Below are 21,287 nucleotides of genomic sequence, written 5' to 3'. Positions count from 1 at the left end.
ACTCACCAATAGCAAGAGAAACATGTTTTTGCTTGGGGCTGCCCGGTTGCGTACCCCTATGGCAACCGAAACAGACGTTGAGAGTTTGACATGGCTGGCAGATCAGGTCGCAGAGGCAGAGAAGCCCGCATTGAAAGCAACGCGAACCCGGGCAACGAAAAGCCTCCGGTTTGGGGCGGACTGACGGGGGGGGCGTTTCGTCCGCTGAGCGATGATAATCTGACTGAGGTGAATGAAGCAGTGCTGATGCTGCTCGAAACCCTGGGATTGTCGCAGGCGACCCCGTCGATGATCGAAAAGGTCTGTGCCCATGGCGGCACGTATACGGATGACAAACGTCTGCTGTTCCCCCGTGATCTGGTTCTGAAAACCGTGGCCGAGGCGCGCCGGGATGTGGTGCTGTACGGTCAGGACCGCAAACATGATCTGGATCTGTCAGGCGCACGGGTTCACATGAGCTCGGGCGGGGGGGCGCCGGGGGTATTTGACATCGACGATGGCCATTATCGCGATGGATCGCTCAAGGATTTGTATGACGCGGCGCGGATTTGCGACGCGATGGAGAACATCCACCATTTCAGCCGCTCGATCGTGGCGCGCGACGTCGAGAATGTCGCGGACATGGATTTGAACACGGCCTATGCCTGTTTGATGGGCACCTCCAAACACGTCTCGGTGTCGGTATCTGAGCCCGAGAACCTCCAGCAGCTGGCCGATCTGTGCTATGCGCTCGCCGGATCCGAAGACGCGTTCCGGGCCCGTCCCTTTCTGACCGTCATGGTCTGTCACGTGGTGCCACCGATGCGGTTTGCCGAAGAGGCGCTGGACACGCTGGAGGCGGCCATTCTGGCGGGCTTTCCGGTTCAGTTGATTTCGGCGGGACAGGCCGGGGCCACCAGCCCCGCGACCATCGCCGGGTCGCTGGTTCAGGCCGTGGCCGAAACCCTGGCCGGTTTGGTCTTTGCCCGTCTGGTCGACCCGAATGTGGCGGCGTTGTTTGGCCCCAAGCCGCTGGTTGCGGATCTGCGCACCGGATCTATGTGTGCGGGCGGTGGTGAACAGGCCATCCTGATGGCCGGCGCGGCACAGATGGGGCGTTATTACAATCTGCCCACCACGTCGATTGCCGGGATTTCCGACTCCAAGACGCTCGATGCCCAATATGGCAGCGAAAAGAACCTCGCCGTGTCATCTGCAGCTCATGCGGGTTCAAATCTGATCACCCAATCCTGCGGCATGCAGGCCAGCCTGCTGGGGGTCTCGCTCGAGGCCTATGTGGTCGACAATGACATGCTGGGCAACATTCTGCGCACTGTGCGTGGGATCGAGGTCAACGCCGAGAACATCGGGGCCGAGGTCATCGCCGATGTCTGCCGGGGCGAGGGGCATTATCTGGGGCATCGTCACACGTTCAGCCGGATGAAATCGGATTATTTCTATCCGCATCTGGGCGACCGGCGCACGCCGCGTGAATGGGAAGAAGACGGATCGCGCCCGATTGGCGATACAGCCCGCGACAAGGCGCGGGAATTGCTGGCCAGTCATTTCCCGGCGCATATCTCGAATGAAAAAGACGCCGAATTGCGGGATCGGTTCAACATCTGTCTCAGCTCTGCACAAATCGGTCGCGGTTGATGACTGCGCATCCGCTCTTTCCCCCTGATTTGGATCGATTGCCGCATCACCTGATCGATGGGGTGGCGCAAAGCGGTGGGGGGCAGCCCCGCGCGCTGATCGATCCGGCGACGGGAGAGAGCTATCTGTCGGTTGTCGACGCTGACCCCACGCAGGTGGGGCAGGCCGTGGCGAGCGCCAAGGGAGCATTGCGCGGCTGGGCCGACACCGCGCCGGGTGCGCGCGCGCAGGTGCTGTTTCGCCTCGCCGATCTGATCGCGGGACAGGCCGACCGGCTGGCCGCGGTCGAGTCGGTGAACGTGGGCAAACCCCTGTCTCAGGCGCGCCGCGACGTGATCCGGGCCGTGGCGTATTTCCGGTTCTACGCCGGATGCTGTGACAAGCTGAACGGTGACAGCATTCCCCTGGGACCGGATCAGACAGCATTGACCGTGTTGGAACCGGTGGGTGTGACCGCCCACATATTGCCGTGGAACTACCCGATTTCGACATTGGCACGTGGTGCGGCCCCGGCGTTGGCGGTGGGGGCCACGATTGTGGCAAAACCGTCCGAGCTGACGCCGCTGTCTGCCATCATGGTTGCGCAATTGGCGCTGGAGGCCGGGGTGCCGCCGGGGGTGTTCAACGTGGTCTGTGGTGCGGGCGACGTGGGCGCGGCGCTGGCTGGGCATGCTGACATTGCCCATGTGACCTTTACCGGATCGACCGCGACGGGCCGCCGCGTGATGCAAGCGGCCTCGGCTCCTGTGGCCTGTGTGACGCTGGAGCTGGGCGGGAAATCCCCGGTGGTGGTGCTGGCCGATGCCGATCTGGATGCCGCCGCGGATGGCGTGGTGCGCGGGATCTTCTTTAACGCCGGGCAGGTCTGTGCCGCCGGTGCCCGGCTGATCTGTCACCGTGATGCGCATGATGCGTTGATCGAACGGGTGATCGCACGGGCCGAGGCGCTGACATTTGGCCATCCCCTGGACGACCCGGATCTGGGGCCGCTGGTGTCTGCCAGCCAGCTCGCGCGAGTCGACGGCTTTGTGGATCGCGCACGTACCGCAGGTTTGCGTTGTGTGACTGGCGGCCATCGGGTTCGCCCCGACGCCTTGCCAAACGGGCTGTTCTATGCCCCGACCATTTTCACGGATGTCCCTGCTGACAGCGAGATCGCCCGCGACGAAGTGTTCGGCCCGGTGCTGGTCACCCAGATCTGCGAAGATGCCGATCACGCCCTGACGCTCGCCAATGAGTCAGATTTTGGCCTGGTCGCTGGGATCTATACCGCCGACGCCACCCACGCGATGCAATTTGCCCGCCGGGTCGAGGCCGGACAGGTGTTTGTCAACGGCTTCCTGCAAGGCGGCGATACCGTGCCGTTTGGCGGGGTCAAACACAGCGGCATTGGCCGGGAAAAGGGGTTGGCGGGGCTCGCCGCCTATTGCGCCACGAAATCCATCGTTTTGAACCACTGAGACATCGAACTGAGAGCTGACATGACACGCAACCAGACCCTCGCAGATCGCGCCCGCCAGGTGATGCCCGGCGGGGTCAGCCATGAACTGCGCTATCGCGCGCCGCACCCGATCTATATCGATCACGCGCTGGGCGCGGAAAAATGGGATGTCGAAGGCAAACGCTATATCGACTTCAAACTGGGCGCTGCCAGCCAGATCCTGGGCAACTCCTGTCCCGAGGTGATGCAGGCCGTGGCCGAACAGCTGACCAAAACGCCCTATACCGGTGACTGTCACGCGCTGGAAATCGAATGGGCGGAATGGATCGCGCGGCTGTATCCTTCGGCCGATCTGGTCCGGTTTACCGGTTCAGGCACCGAAAGCACCATGTTGGCGCTGCGTCTGGGACGTGCGTGGTCGGGCAAGGACAAGGTGCTGCGCATCGACGGGCATTTCCACGGCTGGCACGATATGCTGATCAAAGGGGCTAAACCTGGCACCAACACGGCACCGTCGTTGGGCGTGCCAACGGCGATCACCGATCTGACCGTGGTGGCACCGCCGTCAGTTGACGCCATCGCGGCGCTGTTGGATCAGGACGACGATATCGGGACTATTTTTGTCGAAGCATCCGGGGCCAATTATGGCTCGGTGCCTTTGCCGGATGGCTTCCTGTCCGGCATTCGCGACCTGGCCACGACGCGCGGCAAGGTTCTGATCTTTGACGAGGTGATCACCGGATTCCGCTGGGCCCCCGGCGGGCGTCAGGCGCGCGATGGGGTGACGCCAGACATCACCACGCTGGCCAAGGTCGTGACCGGTGGGCTGCCTGGCGGTGCGATCTGTGGGCGACGCGATATCATGGAGCTGCTGGATCCCGGCAAACCGCGCGACGGTCTGGCCCCGCCGGTCAGCCACAAGGGCACGTTCAACGCTGCCCCGATGGTCGCCGCAGGTGCCATTGCCGCGATGAAGCTGTTGTCCACCGGTGACGTTCAGAAACAGGCCGACGCCATGGCCGCACGTCTGCGCGACGGCATCAACACCTGTTTCACCAACCGCGGCATGGCGGCGGTGGCCTATGGCGACAGTTCGACGTGCCACCTTTATTTCGGCGGCAGCTCAATCGACGGGCTGACAGCGGCGCAAATTCGCACCGTGCCCCCGGCGCTGGTCAATGGGCTGCGCAATGGACTGCTGGAACGCGGGGTGGACTTCATGTCGTTCACCTCCTGTGTCACGTCCAGCGCCCACACCCCGGATCTGGTTGACGAAGCCATTGAAATTTTTGACGAAACGCTCGGTGAGTTGACCGAAGCAGGAGTGATTGCCCCATGACGTCTCTGCCCAAACAGGCCCGTACCGTGATCATCGGCGGCGGGGTCATTGGATGTTCCATCGCCTATCATCTGGCCCGCGAAGGGCGCAAGGATATCGTGGTTCTGGAACGCTCCAAACTCACCTCCGGGACCACCTGGCACGCCGCCGGGCTGGTACGCCGTCTGCGCCCGTCCGCGACGCTGACCAAGCTGATCAATTATTCGATCGACCTGTACAAGGACCTGGAGCAGGAGACCGGGCAGGGCACCGGCTGGACCCAGACCGGCAGCCTGTCGATTGCCACCAATCAGGACCGTCTGACCACCCTGAAACGGCAGGTTTCACTGGGCCGGGCCTTTGGGCTCGAAGCCGAAGTGGTGGACCGTAAGCAGGTCGAAGAACTGTGGCCGTTGCTGCACACCGACGATGTGATCGGCGCGGTCTATTCGCCGGTTGATGGCCGGGTGAACCCGTCGGATGTGGCGCTGGCGCTGTCCAAAGGTGCCCGTGCCCGCGGCGTTCAGATATTCGAGGACACCCGCGTTACGGGCCTGCAAAAACAGGGCGGCCGCATCAGCGCGGTTGAGGTCGGCGATCATGTGATCGAGGCCGACGAGGTGGTGATCGCCTGTGGGCTGTGGTCGCGCGAGGTCGCCGAAATGGCGGGCGCGCATATGCCGCTGTATGCCTGCGAACATTTCTACATCCTGACCAAGCCGCTGGAACAGGTACAGGCGCTGGGCAAGGGCGCGCATCTGCCGACGCTGAACGATCAGGACGCCTTTCTATATGCCCGCGACGATGTCGAAGGGCTGTTGGTCGGCTGTTTTGAACCCCACGCCAAGGGGCTGCCAATGGAAAAGCTTCCCGCCGATTTCAGCTTTGATTTGCTGGGCGAGGATTGGGACCACTTCATGCCGATGATGGAGAACGCCCTGCACCGTATCCCGGCGCTGGAACAGGCCGAGGTGCGCATGCTGCTAAACGGGCCCGAAAGCTTCACGCTCGATAGCCAGTTCATGATGGGCGAAAGCCCCGAAGTGCCGGGGTTGTTCCTGATGGGCGGCATGAATTCGACCGGCATTGCGCTGGCGGGTGGCGCGGGCATGGCGATGGCCGAATGGATCATGGCAGGCGAACCGACGATGGAGCTGAACGAGGCCGATATTCGCCGCTTTGGCCCCGAAATGAACGTGCTGGGCGCGCTCGAGGCCCGGATCCCCGAAGTTCTGGGCCGCCATTACGACATTGCCTATCCGGGGCGCTCCATGGACACCGCGCGTGGCCAGCGGCGCAGCCCGATCCATTCGGGCCTGCAACAGGTCGGGGCCAAATTCGTCTCGCGTGCGGGATGGGAACGGGTCGAACATTTCGGCGGCGACGAAAACCACCTGCCGTTGACCTTTGAGGCACCGAAATGGCGCGATCAGGTCGGGGCCGAGGTGGCCGCCTGTCGCGATGGGGCTGCCATTCTGGACCAATCCGCCTTTGGCAAAATCATGGTGCAGGGGCCGGACGCCTGCGATTTCCTGAACCGGGTCTGCGCCGCAGACATGGACGTCGCGGCGGGCCGCATTGTCTATAGCCAGATCCTGAACGCGCGCGGTGGGATTGAATCCGACATCACCGTGCAGCGCCACGGGGCCGACACCTATATGCTGATCGTTGGCGCGGGCGAGGTCGTACGCGACATGAAACGCCTGCGCGAAACCAAAGGAGATTTCCGGGTCGAAGTGACTGATGTGACCTCGGGCTATGCCATTCTGGGGCTGGCCGGGGCACGTGCGGCGGAAATCCTGCAAAAGGCATCGACCGCAAAACTGCCCAATATTGGCCGCTTCCGCTTTGCCCCGGTCGAAATCGGGCTGGCCAGCGGCTGGGCCGGGCGGTTGTCGTTCACCGGCGAAGAAGGGTTCGAACTCTACATCCCCGCCGATATGGCCATGGCTGCCTATGAGGCGCTGATCGCTGCCGGTGCCACCCACGCCGGGCTGTTTGCCAGCGGCTCACTGCGCATCGAAAGCGGGTTCCGCGCATGGGGGCACGAAATGTCACCCGGCGTCACCCCGTTCGAGGCCGGGACCGAGGCGTTCATTGGCTGGGACAGCGATTTTGTCGGCAAGGACGCCCTGTTGGCCGCCCGCACGACCCCACCCAAACGCCGCATTGTGTCGATGCTGTTTGACGATCCGGACGCGCTCCCGATCCATGATGAACCGATCTGTCGCGATGGTCAGGTGGTGGGTCAGATCACCTCGGCCGCCTGGAGCTATCGCTTTGGCCGCTCGGTTGCGCTGGCAATGATCGACGCGCCGCTGGAGGCGCTGGTCAGTCAGGACATCGTTGACGGGTTCGAGGTCGAAATCGCCTGTACCCGCTACAGTGCCAAGGCGTCGCTGAAACCCGCGAAATTCGCATTCAAAGGATCAAACTGATGACCCGAACAACCCAAGTCGCCATCATCGGCGGCGGCATCATGGGGGTCGCGGCCCAGCTGCAATTGGCTGAAAACGGCTGGACCGATACCATCCTGTTTGAAAAGGCCGAACTGACATCCGGGTCGACCTGGCATGCTGCGGGCCAGATCGCGCATGCCGTTGGCAGCCGCATTGCCGGCTGGATCAACAAAACCTCGCTGGAACTGTACAAACGGGTTGAACAGGAAACCGGGCAAAGCATTGGTTGGCACGAGGTCGGCGGATTTCGCATCGCCACCACCGATGACGAAGTCGATTGGATGAAATCCATCATGGGGGTCGGGCGTTTGCTGGACCTGCCGATGGAGCTGGTCGGCCCCGAAGAGGTCGCCAAAGTGAACCCGTTCTACAAGGTCGACAACGTCAAGGCGGCGATCCAGACGTTCCAAGACGGTCACATCGACCCCAGTTCGGTCACCATGGCGCTGGCCGCCGCGTCGCGCGCCCGCGGGGCCAAGATCGAACGCCGCAATCAGGTCACGGGTGCCTCGCGCAAAGGCGACATGTGGTTGCTGCAAACCGAAAACGGCGAGGTTCTGGCCGAACATGTGGTCATTGCTGCCGGGTCCTATGCCAATCAGGTCGGTGAATGGTTCGGGTTGAAAATCCCGTCCGTTTCCTGCCTGCACCACTATCTGGTCACCGATACTGTGCCCGAATTTGCCGACCGTCCCGAACTGCCGGTGATGCGGGATAACTCCTTTGGTGGGTATATCCGGCAGGAGCAGAAGTCCGGTCTGATCGGGATTTATGAGGGGCACGTTTGCCCAACGGTCTGGACCATGCCCGAAGGCGCGCCGTGGAAGGCCGAAAACGAGCTGTTCGAGGCCGATTATGACAGCATCGGCGATTTCCTGATGGTGGCGTTTGACAAGATGCCGATCCTGGCGGAATTGGGCATCAAACGCGTGGTGCGGGGGGCGATCACCCACACGCCGGATGGCGGTATGCTGGTTGGCCCGTCGGGCGCGCCCAATGTCTGGTTGTCCTGTGGGTCGTCCATTGGGCTGGCCTGGGGCGGGGGTGCGGGCAAGGTGCTCGCCGATTGGATGGTGCATGGCGAGGCCGAGATCAACACCCGGTCGATGGACCCGCGTCGGTATGGTGATTTCTCGACCGACAATTACATCGTCGAACGGACCAAAGACGAATTTATGCGCCGCCATGACACCCCGGTACCGGGCAAACAGTTCAACGCCATGCGCCCGTTGAACCGGCATGTTCTGTATGATCGTCTCGCCGCCAAAGGCGCGGTGTTCGGCGAAGTCGCAGGCTGGGAACGTCCGCGTTATTTCGGCGATGTGGGCGAGGTCGAACAGATGGGCTGGGGGCATCAGGCCTGGCACGCCAATGCGCTGACCGAAGCCAAAGCCACCCGTGCCGGGGCCGGGGTCATCGACCTGTGTGCCTTTGCCCAGTTTGAAATCACCGGGCGTGACGCGGGCAAGCTGCTGGATCGGATTTCGGCCAACAAGATCCCGGCGCGCGACGGGCGGCTGACCCTGAACCATCTGTTGACTCCCAAGGGCCGCTTCGAAACCGAAGTGACCATCTGGCGCATCGCCGAGGGGCGCTATTTCACCGGCTCGCCGATTGCCCGCGCCAACCCGGATTTTGCCTGGATCAAATCGCACATCCGCGACGGCGAAGACGTGCATATGGTCAACCACACAGCCGACTGGGGGATGCTGGCGCTGTCTGGACCCAACAGCCGCAAGATCATGGCCGACCTGACCGACGCGGACCTGTCCAACGCGGCGTTCCCCTGGCTGTCGGGGCAGGAGATCACTGTGGCGGGCATCCCGGTCTACGCCCTGCGGGTCTCCTTTGTCGGTGAACTCGGGTGGGAGCTGCACGCCCCGCTGGAACATATGGGCACGCTTTATGACGCGCTGCACGAGGTGGGCGGCAAACACGGGCTGGTCGATCTGGGCAGCTATGCCTTTAACGGCATGCGCATGGAAAAGGCCTATCGCGCGTCAGGTGAACTGACCACTGATGTGGGCCCCTATGACGTTGGTCTGGATCGGTTTGTGCGCGCCATCGACCGGGATTTTGTCGGTCGCGACGCCGTGATGGACCGCACTCCGACGTGGGAGCTGTTCTATGGTGAACTGCACGCCGATGGCATCGACATCCACGGTGGCGAGCCAATTGTCTGTAACGGCGCGATTGTCGGGCTGACCACGTCGGGCGGCTATGGCTATACCGTCGGTAAAAGCCTGGGCTGGTTGTTCGTGCGCAAGGGCACGCCCAAGCAGGGCCTGAAAGTGCAGATTTTGAATACAGAATACGATGTGACGGTGCATGAGGACGCGGTGTTTGACCCGCAGAACCTGCGCCCCCGTTCAGAGGACTGAAGATGACCAATAAGATTACGGGCGGGGAAGCCGCCTATCGCGTGCTCAAGGCCAATGGAATCGACACTGTGTTCGGGCTGTTGGGTGGTTCGATGCTCGAACTCTATGATGCGATGTATCAGGACGGCGCAATCAACTATGTCGGTGCCCGCGATGAACGTGCGGCTGGCCATATGGCTGACGCCTGGGCGCGGATGACCGGCAAACCCGGCGTCGTTCTGGGCGCGCAGGCCGGACCCGGCGTGGTCAATATCGTGACCGCCGTGGCCGAGGCGCAATTGGCGTACAGCCCGCTGGTTGTGATTGCTGGTGCGATCAGCCGGTGTGACCATGCCAAGGACACCTTTCAGGAGGTGGATCAGGTCGCGCTGTTCGCACCGATCAGCAAGAAATCGGTACTGGTCAGCGACGCGGCACGCCTGCCTGCGATGCTGGAGGACGCAATTCGTCTGGCCAACTCGGGCCGTCGGGGGCCGGTGGTGTTGCATGTGCCGCGCGATCTGTTTGCCGACATGGTCCCGGCCAATGACCCCAAACCTGTGAACATCGCCCGCCCCGGCCCTGCGGCCGGTGAAGATGTCGAGGCGATCGCGGCGATGCTCTCCGGCGCGCAACGTCCCGTCATCTTTGCGGGCGGTGGCTTTAAATGGGGGCAGGGTCGTGACGCCCTGACCGCATTGGCCGAAAAGCTGGAGGTGCCGGTTGTGGCATCGACCGGGCATGCGGACGTGATGGAACACGGCCATCCCTGGTTCGCCGGACAGGCCGGTCCGCGCGGCAACCGTGTGGCCAGCCGTCTGACACGCGAAGCCGACGTGATGGTGGTGCTGGGCGCGCGACTGGGGTTCAATTCGACCTTTCACAGCAACGACTATGTGGGGGCAGACACCCGCATTGCCCATGTGGACATTGATGGTTCAGCCGTTGGGCGCTACTTCCCCGCCGAGATCGCGGTGCAGGCCGATGCCCGCCTGACGGCCGAAGCATTGACCAACGCGACGCAAAAGCCTGCCGCCGATGCATGGCGCGCGTCCTTCCGGGACGATTGGGCCAGCCTGATGGCCGAGCGGGTTGAAGAGGCCCAAATCGCCACCCTGCCGATGCACCCCCGTCGGGCGTTGGCCGAACTGCGCGGTGCGTTGCCACGGGATGCGATTGTCACGCTGGACACCGGCAATACCTGTCTGCAGGGTGCTGACCGTCTAGCGCACTATCAACCGATGTCGCTGATCACGCCGCTGGATTTTGGTCTGGTGGGTTTTGGCCTGTCTGCCGCCATCGGCGCCAAGGCCGCCACACCAGACCGTCCGGTGGTGGCGATCATGGGGGACGGGGCCATGGGGTACACGATGATCGAAATTCAAACGGCCATTCAGAACAAGCTTCCCATTGTGGCGGTGGTTCTGGATAACGAAGCCTGGGGCGCGGAAAAGGCCTATCAGGAGGAGTTCTATGGCGGGCGTCTGCTGGGCGCGGAAATCCAATCGCCACGCTATGACAAATTCGCCGAACTCTGCGGGGGCAAGGGCATCTGGGTCGATGGCCCCGGCGCGCTGGGCGATGCATTGGTTCAGGCGATCGCCAGCAATGAGACCACGGTTATTCAGGCCAAGATCGACCCCAAGGCGCTGATGACGTTGCGCAAGGATCTGTTCAAAAAAGCGGATGACTAAAGCATGAGCACCTGCCCGCGCCCCACAAACGAACAAGAGGCCCGCCAGCAATTGGCGGCCCTTTACCGTTTGTGTCACCTCTATGGGTGGACCGATCTGACCAGCACGCATATTTCGGCCCGGATTCCGGGGCGTGATGATGCCTATCTGATGAACGCCCACGACGAACTGTTCGATGAAATCACCGCGTCGTCGCTGTGTGAGATCAGCTTTGATGGTCGGATGCTGACACCGGGGCGGGTGCTCAACCGGGCTGGGCACGAGATCCATTCGGCGGTCTTGCAGGCCCGCCCGAACGTCAACTTTGTATTGCACAGCCATACGCGCGCCGGGATTGCCGTGTCGGCGATGCCACAGGGATTATTGCCGATTTCGCAGCATTCGGGATTTGTTCTGGGGACGTTGGCGACACACCCGTTTCAGGACAGCACCGCCGTGGCGGATGAAGGCGCGGCGCTCGCGGCGGATCTGGGGCAGAATTATACGATGCTGTTGCAGAACCACGGTTTGCTGACGCTGGGCCGGACGGCGGCAGAGGTGTTCATGTATCACTATCACCTCGAAGCATCGTGCAAGATACAGGTGGATGTGATGGCGGCGACGGATGACCCGATTCTGATTTCGCCTGATGCGCTTGACCCGCTGCTGCAATGGGGCGCGCCGGAAAACGGTCCGCACGGATGGAAAGAATGGCCCGCCCTGTTGCGGCGCCTGGACAGAGAGCACCCTGAATATGACCAATAAAACGCCCGATATTGTGATTGTCGGGGGCGGCAATGCTGCCTTGTGCGCGGCAATCACGGCTGCCGAAGCAGGTGCGCGGGTGCTGATCCTTGAAGGCGCGCCCAAGGAGTATCGCGGCGGCAATTCGCGCCACACCCGCAATTTCCGCTGTATGCATGATGGCCCGCTGTCGGTGCTGACCGGCAGCTACGGCGAAGACGAATATTACAACGACCTGCTGTTGGTCACCAAGGGCAACACCGACGAGAACCTGGCCCGCATCGCCATTCGCGGCAGCCAGGAGAGCCAGCCGTGGATGGAGGCGCATGGGGTGCGGTTTCAGCCGTCGCTGTCAGGTACGCTCAGCCTGTCGCGCACCAATGCGTTTTTTCTGGGTGGCGGCAAAGCACTGGTGAATGCCTATTACCGCACCGCTGCGGCGCTGGGCGTCGAAGTGCTGTATGATGCCCATGTCAACCATTTGGAGCTGGAGGGCGACCGCATCACGCGGGTCGATTTCACCCAACACGGCACTGCACACAGCCTGACCCCGCGCGCAGTGGTCGTGGCCTCGGGTGGGTTTCAGGGCAATATCGAACGGTTGGTTGCGGCCTGGGGACCCGAGGCTGAAAACTTCCTGATCCGCGGCACGCCCTATAACCGTGGTGATGTGTTGTTTGACCTGCTGGATCAGGGGGTGCAATCCATTGGGGATCCGACCCAATGCCATGCGGTTGCCATTGACGGGCGCGCCCCCAAATTCGACGGCGGCATCGTGACCCGGTTGGACTGTGTGCCATTTTCCGTGGTGGTCAACACCCATGGTCAGCGGTTCTATAACGAAGGCGAAGACGTTTGGCCCAAACGCTATGCGATCTGGGGACGGTTGGTGGCTGCCCAAGACGATCAGGTGGCCTATTCGATCATCGATTCAAAATCGCGCGACCTGTTCATGCCGTCTGTGTTCCCGCCGGTGACGGCCGACACGATCCCCGAGTTGGCAGTGAAACTGGGGCTGGAGCCGGATGCGGTGGCCGCCACCATTGCTGAATTCAACGCCGCCTGCCAAAACGGTGATTTCAAACCGACCGAATTGGACGGGGTGGCGACCGAAGGATTGGACCCACCCAAGACCAACTGGGCCCGACCCATCGTCGACCCGCCATTCTATGGCTATTCCCTGCGCCCCGGTGTGACCTTTACCTATCTCGGGTTCAAGGTCGACGCACAGGCCCAGGTCCAAGGAGCCACAGGCCCAGTCCAAAACCTGTGGGCTGCCGGCGAAACCATGGCCGGGTCGATCCTGGGTCAGGGCTATTTGGCCGGGTTCGGCATGACCATCGGCACCGTTTTTGGCCGCATCGCAGGCAAGGAGGCCGCCGCCTATGTCCATTGAACAAACACCTCAGGCGTTCGAAACCCTGAACCCCATCGACGAGGCCCGCCGCCAGATCGAAATCTGCAATGCCTGCCGTTATTGCGAAGGCTATTGCGCGGTGTTCCCGGCGATCACCAAACAAAAGACCTTTGGCGATGGTGACATCTCGCAGCTGGCCAACCTGTGCCACAACTGTCGGGGGTGTTATTACGCCTGTCAGTACACCGAACCCCATGAATTTGCGCTGAACCTGCCCGGTGTGTTGGCGCAGGTGCGTCAAGACAGCTGGCAGGATCACGCCTGGCCTCGTGGCGCGGGACAGGCCTTTCACCGCTCTGGCGTGGCGATTGCATGTGCCGTGATTGTGGGCTTCATGGCGTTGTTGCTGGCTGTGCAGGCCATCGGATCGGCGGGGGGAGACGGGTTTTATGCCACCCTCAGCCACAATGCGATGGTGGCGATTTTTGTCCCCGCCTTCCTGTTTCCGGTCCTGTCGATCGGGATCAGCCTGCGCCGCTATTGGGCGCATATCGGCGGACAAAAAGTAACGCTGGGCGCGCTGACACAGGCCTTTGGGGATGCTGCGCGGTTGAAGAACCTCTCTGGCGGACATGGCGAGGGCTGCAATTTCGAAGACGAGGACCGGTTCACTCACCTGCGCCGGATCGGGCACCAGCTGACCATGTGGGGGTTTTTGTTGTGCTTTGCGGCGACATCAACGGCGACAGTGATGCATTATGTTTTTGACCTGCCTGCGCCCTATGATCTGCTCTCCCTGCCCAAGCTGCTGGGGATCACAGGCGGTGTCTTGCTGACACTGGGCACGGCCAAACTCGCCTGGTTGAAACCCAAGGGCGACAGGTCGCTGGGGGATACGCGGGTCTGGGGTGGTGAAATGGCGTTTATCCTGCTATTGTTCGTCGTCGCGGTGACGGGTTTGGTGCTGTACGCAGCCACTGGCACCGCTGCCGTACCGCTGTTGTTGGCCCTGCATCTGGGCACGGTTTTGGCGTTCTTTCTGCTGATGCCATTTTCCAAGATGGTGCACGGCTTTTATCGCCTGGCCGCGCTGGTGCGCGACGCCCAACAGAAATGACCAAGTGACCAATCAGCGAAAGCGCCCGTCCTCTGATTGGTCGATACATCAATGCAATGCGGCCAGAGACCCGCCAGGTGGCAACGGTTCGAAAGATTCATTTTGCGGGACGAACCCCGCCGGTCATGTTTTCTGCTTTGGTATGTGCGGACCCGTGTTAGGGCTGGGACATGACGACACGTTCGACACAGACACGCCCCTCTGTTTCCTATGCTCTTGCGGGGGGCGGTGTGCTTGTCGCGTCAATCTGTTTCGGACTGGTTCCCTATTTCAGCCGGGGGCTGACCGAACAGGGGGTCGCACCCTATGCCGTCGCATTCTATCGCTATATTGTTGCGGCGGTTCTGCTCTTTCCTGTTCTGATTGTGCACCGCAGGGCGTGGCGCGAGGTGTTTTGGGGGCTTTCGGCCGGGGCGGTAATGGGTCTGGGATGGATCGGATATGTTACGGCGATAAAGACATTGCCGGCATCGACAGTGGGCGTGCTGTATATGACCTATCCGGTTTTCACATTGATCATTGCCTGGGTCTTGTTCAGCGATGCCCCGACGCGGCGCGCTCTGCTGGCTTCGGGTCTTATTGTGGTCGCGGCACTCATAGCTGGGTCGCCGGCATCGGTTCCGATACAGCAAATCCCCACGCTTTTGATGTCACTGGCGGCCCCTTTGGGCTTTGGCTTTGGCATATGTGTTCTGGTCTACAGGCTGTCCCGTATCGCGCCGCTGGCACGCATTGCGTCGGTTTCTCTGGGGTCGGTTATTGGGCTCTTGCCGCTGATGGCAACTGCCGATGCGTCTGTGCTGCTCCCGAGCGGACAGGCCGACTGGATTTTGATCGCCGGAATTGGTCTGGTCACGGCGCTTGTTCCACAGCTCATCTACACAATCTGTTCGCCATTGATTGGTGCGTCGCAGACTGCGGTCATCGGGAGCATTGAGCTCCCGACCATGTTTGCGGTTGGTTTTTTTGCATTTGGCGAAGCGATCACGACGCCCCAGATTGTCGCCTGTGTTTTGGTGTTGGGCGCGATAGCAATCACCCGAAGCCGGACGACGCGGACTGTAACGACAGTGATCGCAAAAGAACCCAAAGCCTAGGTTGGGGGCATGATCCGCGGCTCATGGGGCCTGGGTCAGCGCGGAACCCCGGCAGGCGTGGCCAAGCCGGGGAAACCGGGGCACCGGGGACAGGGTGCTGGGCGGCGGGGACTGGGGTGATGCATGCATCATCCCGCCCCTTGCGATACCGTGTCGGCGACCGCAAATATCATCGCTTTTGTGTATTGGCAGAGCGCGCCGCAAATTTCATGAGGTGTTGGAATTTTGGGCAGTCCAGATGAGTTTCTGCCGGACAATCCGCGACGTGTCGCATCGCGTCGCGCAGTCTGGACAGTCCGCGAATCTGCACATCCAGCATATCTGCGCGAAGGTGCAGTTCGGCACGCGGCAATTGCGGGGTGCCGTCCTTGGCGAACATGCCCTTGATGTCTTCGAGCGAAAATCCGGCCATTTTCCCCAATGAAATCAGGGCGAGTTGCGTGACCGTCAATCTTTCGAACTGCCGACGCAGCCCCCGCCGTCCCACGGATTGAATCAGGCCGATTTCCTCGTAATACCGCAGCGTGGAGGGGGGGACGCCGCTTTGTTCCGACAAAACACCAATATCTAGAACTTCCATGGTTGACCTCAAGTTGGCTTGAAGTGGCAGGGTAGTCGTCAACTGTAGCTATGACAAGAGACACCACCATGATCAAAACCCAGCCGACCCCGACATCCACCTCCATTCTGGTTGCGCTTGCCGCAGCGGCAATGGCCGCCTCTCTGGGGGTGAGTATTGCGTCTGTCCTGCTTCCCAAACTGACTCTGGTCTTCTCGGCCACGGTGTCAGACGTCAAATGGGTGGTTTTGATCTATCTCATGTTCGCTACCATTGCCGTGGTCCCGGCCGGGCGGTTGGGCGATCTTTATGGTCATCGGCGCGTTCTGACAGCTGGCCTTGTTGGTTTTGTCGGCGCGTCAATTCTGTGTGCGGCTGCGCCGAATTTGAACGTGTTGATCGCCGGGCGGGCGCTGCAGGGGGCGGGGGGCGGCGTTCTGATTGCGTTGCCGATGTCGATGGCCCGCGATCACGTCTCGACAGACCGGCTGGGCACGGCGATGGGGCTTCTCGGCACGACCTCTGCCCTGGGCACGGCCCTTGGCCCATCACTTGGGGGGGTGTTGCTGGCCTGGGGCGATTGGCGGATGAGCTTTTGGGCGCTTGCAGGGTTTGGGGCCCTTGCGCTTGTTCTGTGTGCCACGGCAATTCCTCGGAACTCAAAACGGAGTGCGCCTGCGCTCAAGGACCTGGATGTGCCGGGAACATTTGTGCTTGTGTTTGCGCTTGCCGCCTTTGCGCTGGCGACGAGCGGCGGTGTCTCTGGTATCCCGCTGCACCCGATTGTGTTGTGTGCGGCTTCCGTCGCAGGGTTTATCCTGTTCGTGATTGTCGAAATGCGAACGTCTGCGCCATTGGTATCCATGCAGCTGCTTGCTGATCGAAAAACCAGCGTCGGCTTTGCCACGAATATGCTGATTGGTACCGTCATGATGTCGACGCTTGTGGTTGGGCCGTTCTTTCTGGCGTTTTCATTGGGGTTGAACGAGGCGCTCATCGGTTTTGTGCTGGCAACTGGCCCTGCTGTCGCAGCGCTTTTTGGTGTTCCGGCGGGACGATTGACGGACCGCATTGGTGCAAATCGGGCGCTGCTGATCGGGCTGGTGCAGACGGTGTTGGGATTGCTGTGCCTGGCGTTTCTGCCTCGGATGTTCGGAGCAGGGGGCTACATCTTGGCGCTTGTCATGCTGACACCGGCCTTTCAGCTTTTTCTTGCTGCCAACAACACGATCGTTCTGGTTGACGCTGACACAGATCAGCGTGGCCGCCTTTCCGGTCTGCTTGGCCTGTCGCGCAACCTGGGTCTGATGACAGGGGCATCCGCCATGCCCACTGTTTTTGTCACTGTCCTGGGAACCGGAGATGTTTCCCTGGCTGCTGTCCCAGATGTGTCACATGCGTTTTCGACGTCTCTGGTGGTCGCAGCCGGGTTGGCGACGGTCGCATTGGGTTTGGCGATTTACAGCGAGGGCGCGCGGCCACAGGGGGCCTGCGCTGTGGCAGAGTGAACCGTCAGGTTTCACAGGTGTCACCCCGGTCGACTTGGGGGCGGACCCGTCATGCCAGGGTGTCAACCCGGCTGACGGGACCTGTGGCCGCCTCAGGCGTGGGGCAGCGCCGATGCCAGGTGGCGCGGCCAGCTCCGTCTCACTGCGCCGCGCGTGTCCGAAGCGTCTGTGCATGGGCGACGATGCGGTCCAGCGCGGTGGCAAACCTTGCATCATCAACGGTCAGCGCCACGCGGACCCAATCGGTCAGCCCCGCGCCAAAGGACACCCCCGGCATGACCGCCACGCCACCGGTCTCGAGCAGATCGGCCCCATAGGCTGTGCCATCCAGCCCCGTGGCGGCCACATTGACCAACGCAAACATGCCCGCGTCCGGGCGGTGCACGGTCAGACAGGTGTCGCGCGCCAGCCGGTCGGCCAGCGCAGCAGCGCGGGCGGCATAGCGCGCGCACATGCCCGGGGCGACCTCGGATCCCGCGCGCACCGCCTGTTCGGTCATGTCGGCGATGAACGGCTGGTTGCCGAACAGCATGGTTTCCGACACTGGCAACAGCGCATCACAAAAGGATGCAGGTCCCACACACCAGCCGCTGCGAAACCCTGGCGCGGCGTGAGATTTCGAAATCGACGACACCGCAATCACCCGGTCGGCCAGGTGCGGATTGGACAGGGGCGAGGCAAAACCGGCCCCGTCAAACACCAGATGTTCATAGACCTCGTCCGAGATGATCCAGAGATCATGTTCCAAAGCCAGCGCACCGATGTCGGCAATGTCCTGCGCGCTCAGGATCGCGCCGGTGGGGTTATGCGGCGTATTGAGAAAGATCGCCCGGCTGCGCGGCGTGATACGGGCGGCAATGTCTGCGGCTTGCATCCGGAAACCGGCCTCGGGGCGCAGTGGGACCGGCACCATGTCGGCCCCCGTTGCGCGGATTACGCCTTCATAGGTGGCATACATCGGATCACCCACCAGAACCTGGTCTCCATGGTCCGCGACGCCCATCATCACCGCATACAGCGCGGTCTGGGTGCCGGGGAAGCACAGGATGTTTTCGGGGCCAAAAGCCCGCCCGCGGCTGCAGGAATAGCTGTCAGCCAATGCCTGACGCAGCCCCATTTCCCCCCGGCCTGTCGAATAGGTGGTGCGCCCGGCCTGCAGCGCCGTGATCGCCGCACCGCTCAGTGATGCGGGGGTGGGGACATCCGGCTCGCCAATGGTCATTTCGACGATGTCAGCCCCTTTGGCCACCATATCGCGTGCCTTTTGGTACAGGTCCCACTTGGCTCCACCCAGCCCGGCCAACCGGTCTGTAATCGCAGCTGTTTTCATGTTCATTCAGCCTTTTGTTTCAGGTCAATGTTGATCAATGCTCCGACCGAAGCCAGGCCGATTTCGGACAGTTCATCAGGTGCAAACAGGTTGGGCAACGCCCCCCCTTCGAGCCACAGCCCATCCAGCACCGCGTTGCAAGCGATGGCCAGACGTCGGGTCCGATCCTGGGGGGCAGGGTGGTTGGATTCGGTCAGGGCGGCGTGGATCAGCCCCTCGAGATGGTCGCGAAACACCATATACGTGCGTTGGTGTATGGCCCGCATGGCCGCGTCCTGTTGCACACGGTTCAGAAATGCAGCCCACAGCGCCAGCGATCTCTGGTCAACCACCGGTGGGGTCAGCGTGGCCCGCACGAACCCCGCCAACCTGCTCCGGGCGGTGTCTGCTGTCGGATCGACCGTGGCCTGCGCCAGCGTGGTCAACGTCGTCATGTGGTGATCATAAGCGGCAGAAATCAGCTCTTCCTTGGAGGAGAAGTGATGCCGGATCAAACCTTGGGTGACGTCTGCCCGGTCGGCAATGGCCCGCACAGTTGCACCCTGCACGCCCTTTTCACCGACCAACGCCAATGTGGCCTCGATCAGGGCCAGTTTGCGCTGATCGGGCGTGATGCGGTTGAATTTGCGAGGGGCAGAGGTCACGCGCGCGGTCCTGAAGTGGGAATCTAATTATACAGATGTATAGCTAGAGGCGATTTCGCACTGGCGCAAGAAAAAACGCCCACCTAATGGCGGGCGTGTCTGGAGGCGTTGTGTTGAAGAAGCGTTAGAAGCCGTGCAGCCGTTTGGCCCATTGATAGGCGACCACCAGCCCCTTCATCCGAGGCAGCAGGGCCAGCGCCCCGGTGACGGTGACCGCGGTCATGATCAGCGCCAGCGTCAAAGGCTCGGGGCGCCAGGTGGTGTAAACGAAATGCAGCGCAAACCCCAGGATATGACCCACCAGCAGGATGGTCAGATAGGCGGGGCCATCATCGGCCCGCTGGTGGTGCAGCGGCTGGGCGCAGTGGCTGCATGTGTCATTCACCTTGAGATAGCTGTGCAGCAGCTTGCCCTGGCCGCAATTGGGACACTTCAGGCGCAACCCGTTCAGGATGGCGGGTTTCATGGGGCGGTCTTCTTCGGTGGTCTGGGCAAGGGAATCGGTCATGGCGCGTGTCTCCGTGGATTGCCAGTCGATTAGAGTGTTTCAGAATTGATTGCAATCAAATTGAATGCAAAGTGATTGCAATGTGACGCAATCCCCCGTAATGATCCATTTTGTCGGGCCCGGTCCGGCACCCCACAAGGCAAGAGGCTGACATGAAACAGTGGATCCCAACGCTCGTTCCGACCGGTCACCCGCGTTATGTGGAAATCGCCGAGGCGATCAAATCCGATATCGACAAAATGGTTCTGGCCGCCGGAGATCGGTTGCCGCCGCAACGCGCAGTGGCGCAGGGGCTGGGGATTGATTTGTCGACCGTCTCGCGGGGCTATGCCGAAGCGGTGCGGCGCGGTTATATCGAGAGCTTTGTCGGACGGGGCACCTTTGTTCGGGCCGCAGCAGAACCGCCAGAGGCGCCAGAAGCCCCGGACCCGCGCCGGGCCCAGGAAGAAGACCCCATGATGAACATGCCGCCGGAACCGGATGATCCGGCGCTGTTGACGCGCATGGCGCAGGGGATGTCACATGTGTCGGCCAATCTGGTGGCCTTGCTGCGTTATCAATCGGTGATCGGTAGCGTCCAGGACCGCGAAATTGCAGCGCATTGGATGCAGGAACAGGGTATGACCTGTGATGTTGACCGGCTGGCCGTCACGGCGGGCACCCATGCCAGCCTCTATGCGATTTTGACGGTGCTGGCCGAACCGGGGCTGACCCTCCTGTGCGAGGAACTCACCTATCCCGGGATCCGTTCGATCGCGGCGCGGCTGGGGCTGCGGCTGATCGGGTTGCCCGGCGATGCGGATGGCATTCTGCCCGATGCGCTGGATCAGGCCATTCGTCAGGATCGCCCCGTGGCGCTCTATCTGAATCCGATCTTGCAGAACCCCACGACCGCCACCATCCCGCAAAAGCGGCGCGAACAGATTGCGGCGGTGCTGCGCGCCCATGATCTGCCGCTGATCGAAGATGACGCCTATCGGTTTGTCGCCGCAGAGGCACCGCAGCCGATTTCACAGCTCGTGCCGGAACTGGGATGGCATATCGCGGGTGTGTCCAAATGTTTTGGTGCTGGCCTGCGATTGGCCTATACCAGCGTACCCGTTGCAGGGGTGATGGGGCAGTTTTCCCAGGCGCTGAGGTCCATGAACGTCATGGCTTCGCCACTGAACCTGGCGCTGCTCAGCCGCTGGATCGAAGACGGCACTGCCGGGCACATCCAGACCTTTGTCCGGTCCGAGGCCGCCGCCCGACAGGAGATCGCCGCCACGGTCCTGAAACAATGTGACCTGCACGCTGCGCCCGAGGCCTTCAACCTGTGGCTGAACCTGCCGCAGGGCACCAGCCGCGCCGAAGTCATGGGGCGGATGGGCAATCGCCAGATCGGCATCATGCCCAGTGATGCGTTTTCAGTTGGACCCACCCCACCCGAATCAATGCGGGTCTGTCTGGGTGGTCCGGTGTCACGGGATCAGCTGCGCGAGGACCTGTTGGCATTGAACGACGCTGTGACCCGCAAGGATTGGCTGGGCTGACGTCC

Annotated in this window: 16 protein-coding genes; 12 read left to right on the top strand and 4 right to left on the bottom strand. The window is 61.9% G+C overall.

The genetic code is table 11. From position 1 onward, the window contains the following. The first annotated feature begins 90 nt into the window (after positions 1 to 90). The 10 genes from K3727_16145 (at position 91) to K3727_16100 (ending at position 15,201) form a co-directional block, all read left to right on the top strand. Positions 91 to 1,635: a trimethylamine methyltransferase family protein gene (locus K3727_16145; GenBank protein ID UWQ90303.1), complete on the top strand. Its 1,545-nt coding sequence runs from the start codon at positions 91 to 93 to the stop codon at positions 1,633 to 1,635. After that, positions 1,635 to 3,095 (top strand): aldehyde dehydrogenase family protein, encoded by a 1,461-nt coding sequence (locus K3727_16140; GenBank protein ID UWQ90302.1) that lies wholly within the window; start codon positions 1,635 to 1,637, stop codon positions 3,093 to 3,095. Before K3727_16145 ends, K3727_16140 begins: the two co-directional genes overlap by 1 nt. A 21-nt stretch (positions 3,096 to 3,116) precedes the next feature. Further along, positions 3,117 to 4,415 (top strand): aminotransferase class III-fold pyridoxal phosphate-dependent enzyme, encoded by a 1,299-nt coding sequence (locus tag K3727_16135; GenBank protein UWQ90301.1) that lies wholly within the window; start codon positions 3,117 to 3,119, stop codon positions 4,413 to 4,415. Further along, on the top strand, positions 4,412 to 6,832 hold the full coding sequence (locus K3727_16130) for an FAD-dependent oxidoreductase (protein ID UWQ90300.1): 2,421 nt from the start codon (positions 4,412 to 4,414) through the stop codon (positions 6,830 to 6,832). The genes K3727_16135 and K3727_16130 overlap by 4 nt, the downstream gene beginning before the upstream one ends. Continuing rightward, positions 6,823 to 9,234, top strand: coding sequence for an FAD-dependent oxidoreductase (locus K3727_16125; protein UWQ93415.1), 2,412 nt, complete (start codon positions 6,823 to 6,825; stop codon positions 9,232 to 9,234). Before K3727_16130 ends, K3727_16125 begins: the two co-directional genes overlap by 10 nt. Positions 9,235 to 9,236: 2 nt before the next feature. After that, the gene (locus K3727_16120; protein ID UWQ90299.1) at positions 9,237 to 10,907 is read left to right on the top strand and encodes a thiamine pyrophosphate-binding protein; all 1,671 of its coding nucleotides are present in this window, start codon (positions 9,237 to 9,239) and stop codon (positions 10,905 to 10,907) included. A 3-nt stretch (positions 10,908 to 10,910) separates the two neighbouring features. Beyond that, positions 10,911 to 11,651, top strand: coding sequence for a class II aldolase/adducin family protein (locus K3727_16115; GenBank protein UWQ90298.1), 741 nt, complete (start codon positions 10,911 to 10,913; stop codon positions 11,649 to 11,651). Beyond that, positions 11,641 to 13,026 (top strand): FAD-dependent tricarballylate dehydrogenase TcuA, encoded by a 1,386-nt coding sequence (gene tcuA / locus K3727_16110; GenBank protein UWQ90297.1) that lies wholly within the window; start codon positions 11,641 to 11,643, stop codon positions 13,024 to 13,026. The genes K3727_16115 and tcuA overlap by 11 nt, the downstream gene beginning before the upstream one ends. Beyond that, positions 13,016 to 14,104, top strand: a complete 1,089-nt coding sequence (tcuB, locus tag K3727_16105) for a tricarballylate utilization 4Fe-4S protein TcuB (GenBank protein UWQ90296.1) — start codon at positions 13,016 to 13,018, stop codon at positions 14,102 to 14,104. Before tcuA ends, tcuB begins: the two co-directional genes overlap by 11 nt. A 170-nt stretch (positions 14,105 to 14,274) precedes the next feature. After that, a complete protein-coding gene (locus tag K3727_16100; protein UWQ90295.1) occupies positions 14,275 to 15,201 on the top strand; it encodes a DMT family transporter in 927 nt (308 codons plus the stop codon). Between the two features lie 169 nt (positions 15,202 to 15,370). Here K3727_16100 and K3727_16095 read toward each other — a convergent pair whose 3' ends face one another. Further along, entirely contained in the window at positions 15,371 to 15,781 is a 411-nt protein-coding gene (locus tag K3727_16095) for a helix-turn-helix domain-containing protein (protein UWQ90294.1), read from the bottom strand. Positions 15,782 to 15,849: 68 nt separating this feature from the next. Here K3727_16095 and K3727_16090 point away from each other — a divergent pair, with 68 nt between their 5' ends. Further along, positions 15,850 to 17,268: an MFS transporter gene (locus K3727_16090; protein ID UWQ90293.1), complete on the top strand. Its 1,419-nt coding sequence runs from the start codon at positions 15,850 to 15,852 to the stop codon at positions 17,266 to 17,268. Between the two features lie 139 nt (positions 17,269 to 17,407). On the opposite strand, the gene K3727_16085 is transcribed toward K3727_16090, so the two are convergent. From K3727_16085 to K3727_16075, 3 genes are all read right to left on the bottom strand, one after another. Then, a complete protein-coding gene (locus K3727_16085; protein UWQ93414.1) occupies positions 17,408 to 18,598 on the bottom strand; it encodes a pyridoxal phosphate-dependent aminotransferase in 1,191 nt (396 codons plus the stop codon). Between the two features lie 2 nt (positions 18,599 to 18,600). Continuing rightward, entirely contained in the window at positions 18,601 to 19,242 is a 642-nt protein-coding gene (locus tag K3727_16080; GenBank protein ID UWQ90292.1) for a TetR family transcriptional regulator C-terminal domain-containing protein, read from the bottom strand. 124 nt (positions 19,243 to 19,366) lie between these two features. Beyond that, positions 19,367 to 19,750: a DUF983 domain-containing protein gene (locus K3727_16075; protein ID UWQ90291.1), complete on the bottom strand. Its 384-nt coding sequence runs from the start codon at positions 19,748 to 19,750 to the stop codon at positions 19,367 to 19,369. A 152-nt stretch (positions 19,751 to 19,902) separates the two neighbouring features. Between K3727_16075 and K3727_16070 the strand changes: the two genes are divergently transcribed. Then, entirely contained in the window at positions 19,903 to 21,282 is a 1,380-nt protein-coding gene (locus tag K3727_16070) for a PLP-dependent aminotransferase family protein (GenBank protein UWQ90290.1), read from the top strand. Positions 21,283 to 21,287: the final 5 nt, after the last annotated feature.

The sequence above is a fragment of the Rhodobacteraceae bacterium M382 genome (assembly GCA_025141015.1).
Lineage (GTDB): Bacteria > Pseudomonadota > Alphaproteobacteria > Rhodobacterales > Rhodobacteraceae > Aliisedimentitalea > Aliisedimentitalea scapharcae.
Note: the sequence above shows the minus strand (reverse complement) of the source record. Positions and strands in the feature narration are given on the sequence as shown.

Coding starts and splice junctions, on each gene's coding strand:
- K3727_16090 (UWQ90293.1), top strand. CDS start 15,850: ATGATCAAAACCCAGCCGACCCCGACATCCACCTCCATTCTGGTTGCG.
- K3727_16120 (UWQ90299.1), top strand. CDS start 9,237: ATGACCAATAAGATTACGGGCGGGGAAGCCGCCTATCGCGTGCTCAAG.
- K3727_16115 (UWQ90298.1), top strand. CDS start 10,911: ATGAGCACCTGCCCGCGCCCCACAAACGAACAAGAGGCCCGCCAGCAA.
- K3727_16095 (UWQ90294.1), bottom strand. CDS start 15,781: ATGGAAGTTCTAGATATTGGTGTTTTGTCGGAACAAAGCGGCGTCCCC.
- K3727_16145 (UWQ90303.1), top strand. CDS start 91: ATGGCTGGCAGATCAGGTCGCAGAGGCAGAGAAGCCCGCATTGAAAGC.
- K3727_16140 (UWQ90302.1), top strand. CDS start 1,635: ATGACTGCGCATCCGCTCTTTCCCCCTGATTTGGATCGATTGCCGCAT.
- tcuA (UWQ90297.1), top strand. CDS start 11,641: ATGACCAATAAAACGCCCGATATTGTGATTGTCGGGGGCGGCAATGCT.
- tcuB (UWQ90296.1), top strand. CDS start 13,016: ATGTCCATTGAACAAACACCTCAGGCGTTCGAAACCCTGAACCCCATC.
- K3727_16075 (UWQ90291.1), bottom strand. CDS start 19,750: ATGACCGATTCCCTTGCCCAGACCACCGAAGAAGACCGCCCCATGAAA.
- K3727_16135 (UWQ90301.1), top strand. CDS start 3,117: ATGACACGCAACCAGACCCTCGCAGATCGCGCCCGCCAGGTGATGCCC.
- K3727_16085 (UWQ93414.1), bottom strand. CDS start 18,598: ATGAAAACAGCTGCGATTACAGACCGGTTGGCCGGGCTGGGTGGAGCC.
- K3727_16070 (UWQ90290.1), top strand. CDS start 19,903: ATGAAACAGTGGATCCCAACGCTCGTTCCGACCGGTCACCCGCGTTAT.
- K3727_16130 (UWQ90300.1), top strand. CDS start 4,412: ATGACGTCTCTGCCCAAACAGGCCCGTACCGTGATCATCGGCGGCGGG.
- K3727_16100 (UWQ90295.1), top strand. CDS start 14,275: ATGACGACACGTTCGACACAGACACGCCCCTCTGTTTCCTATGCTCTT.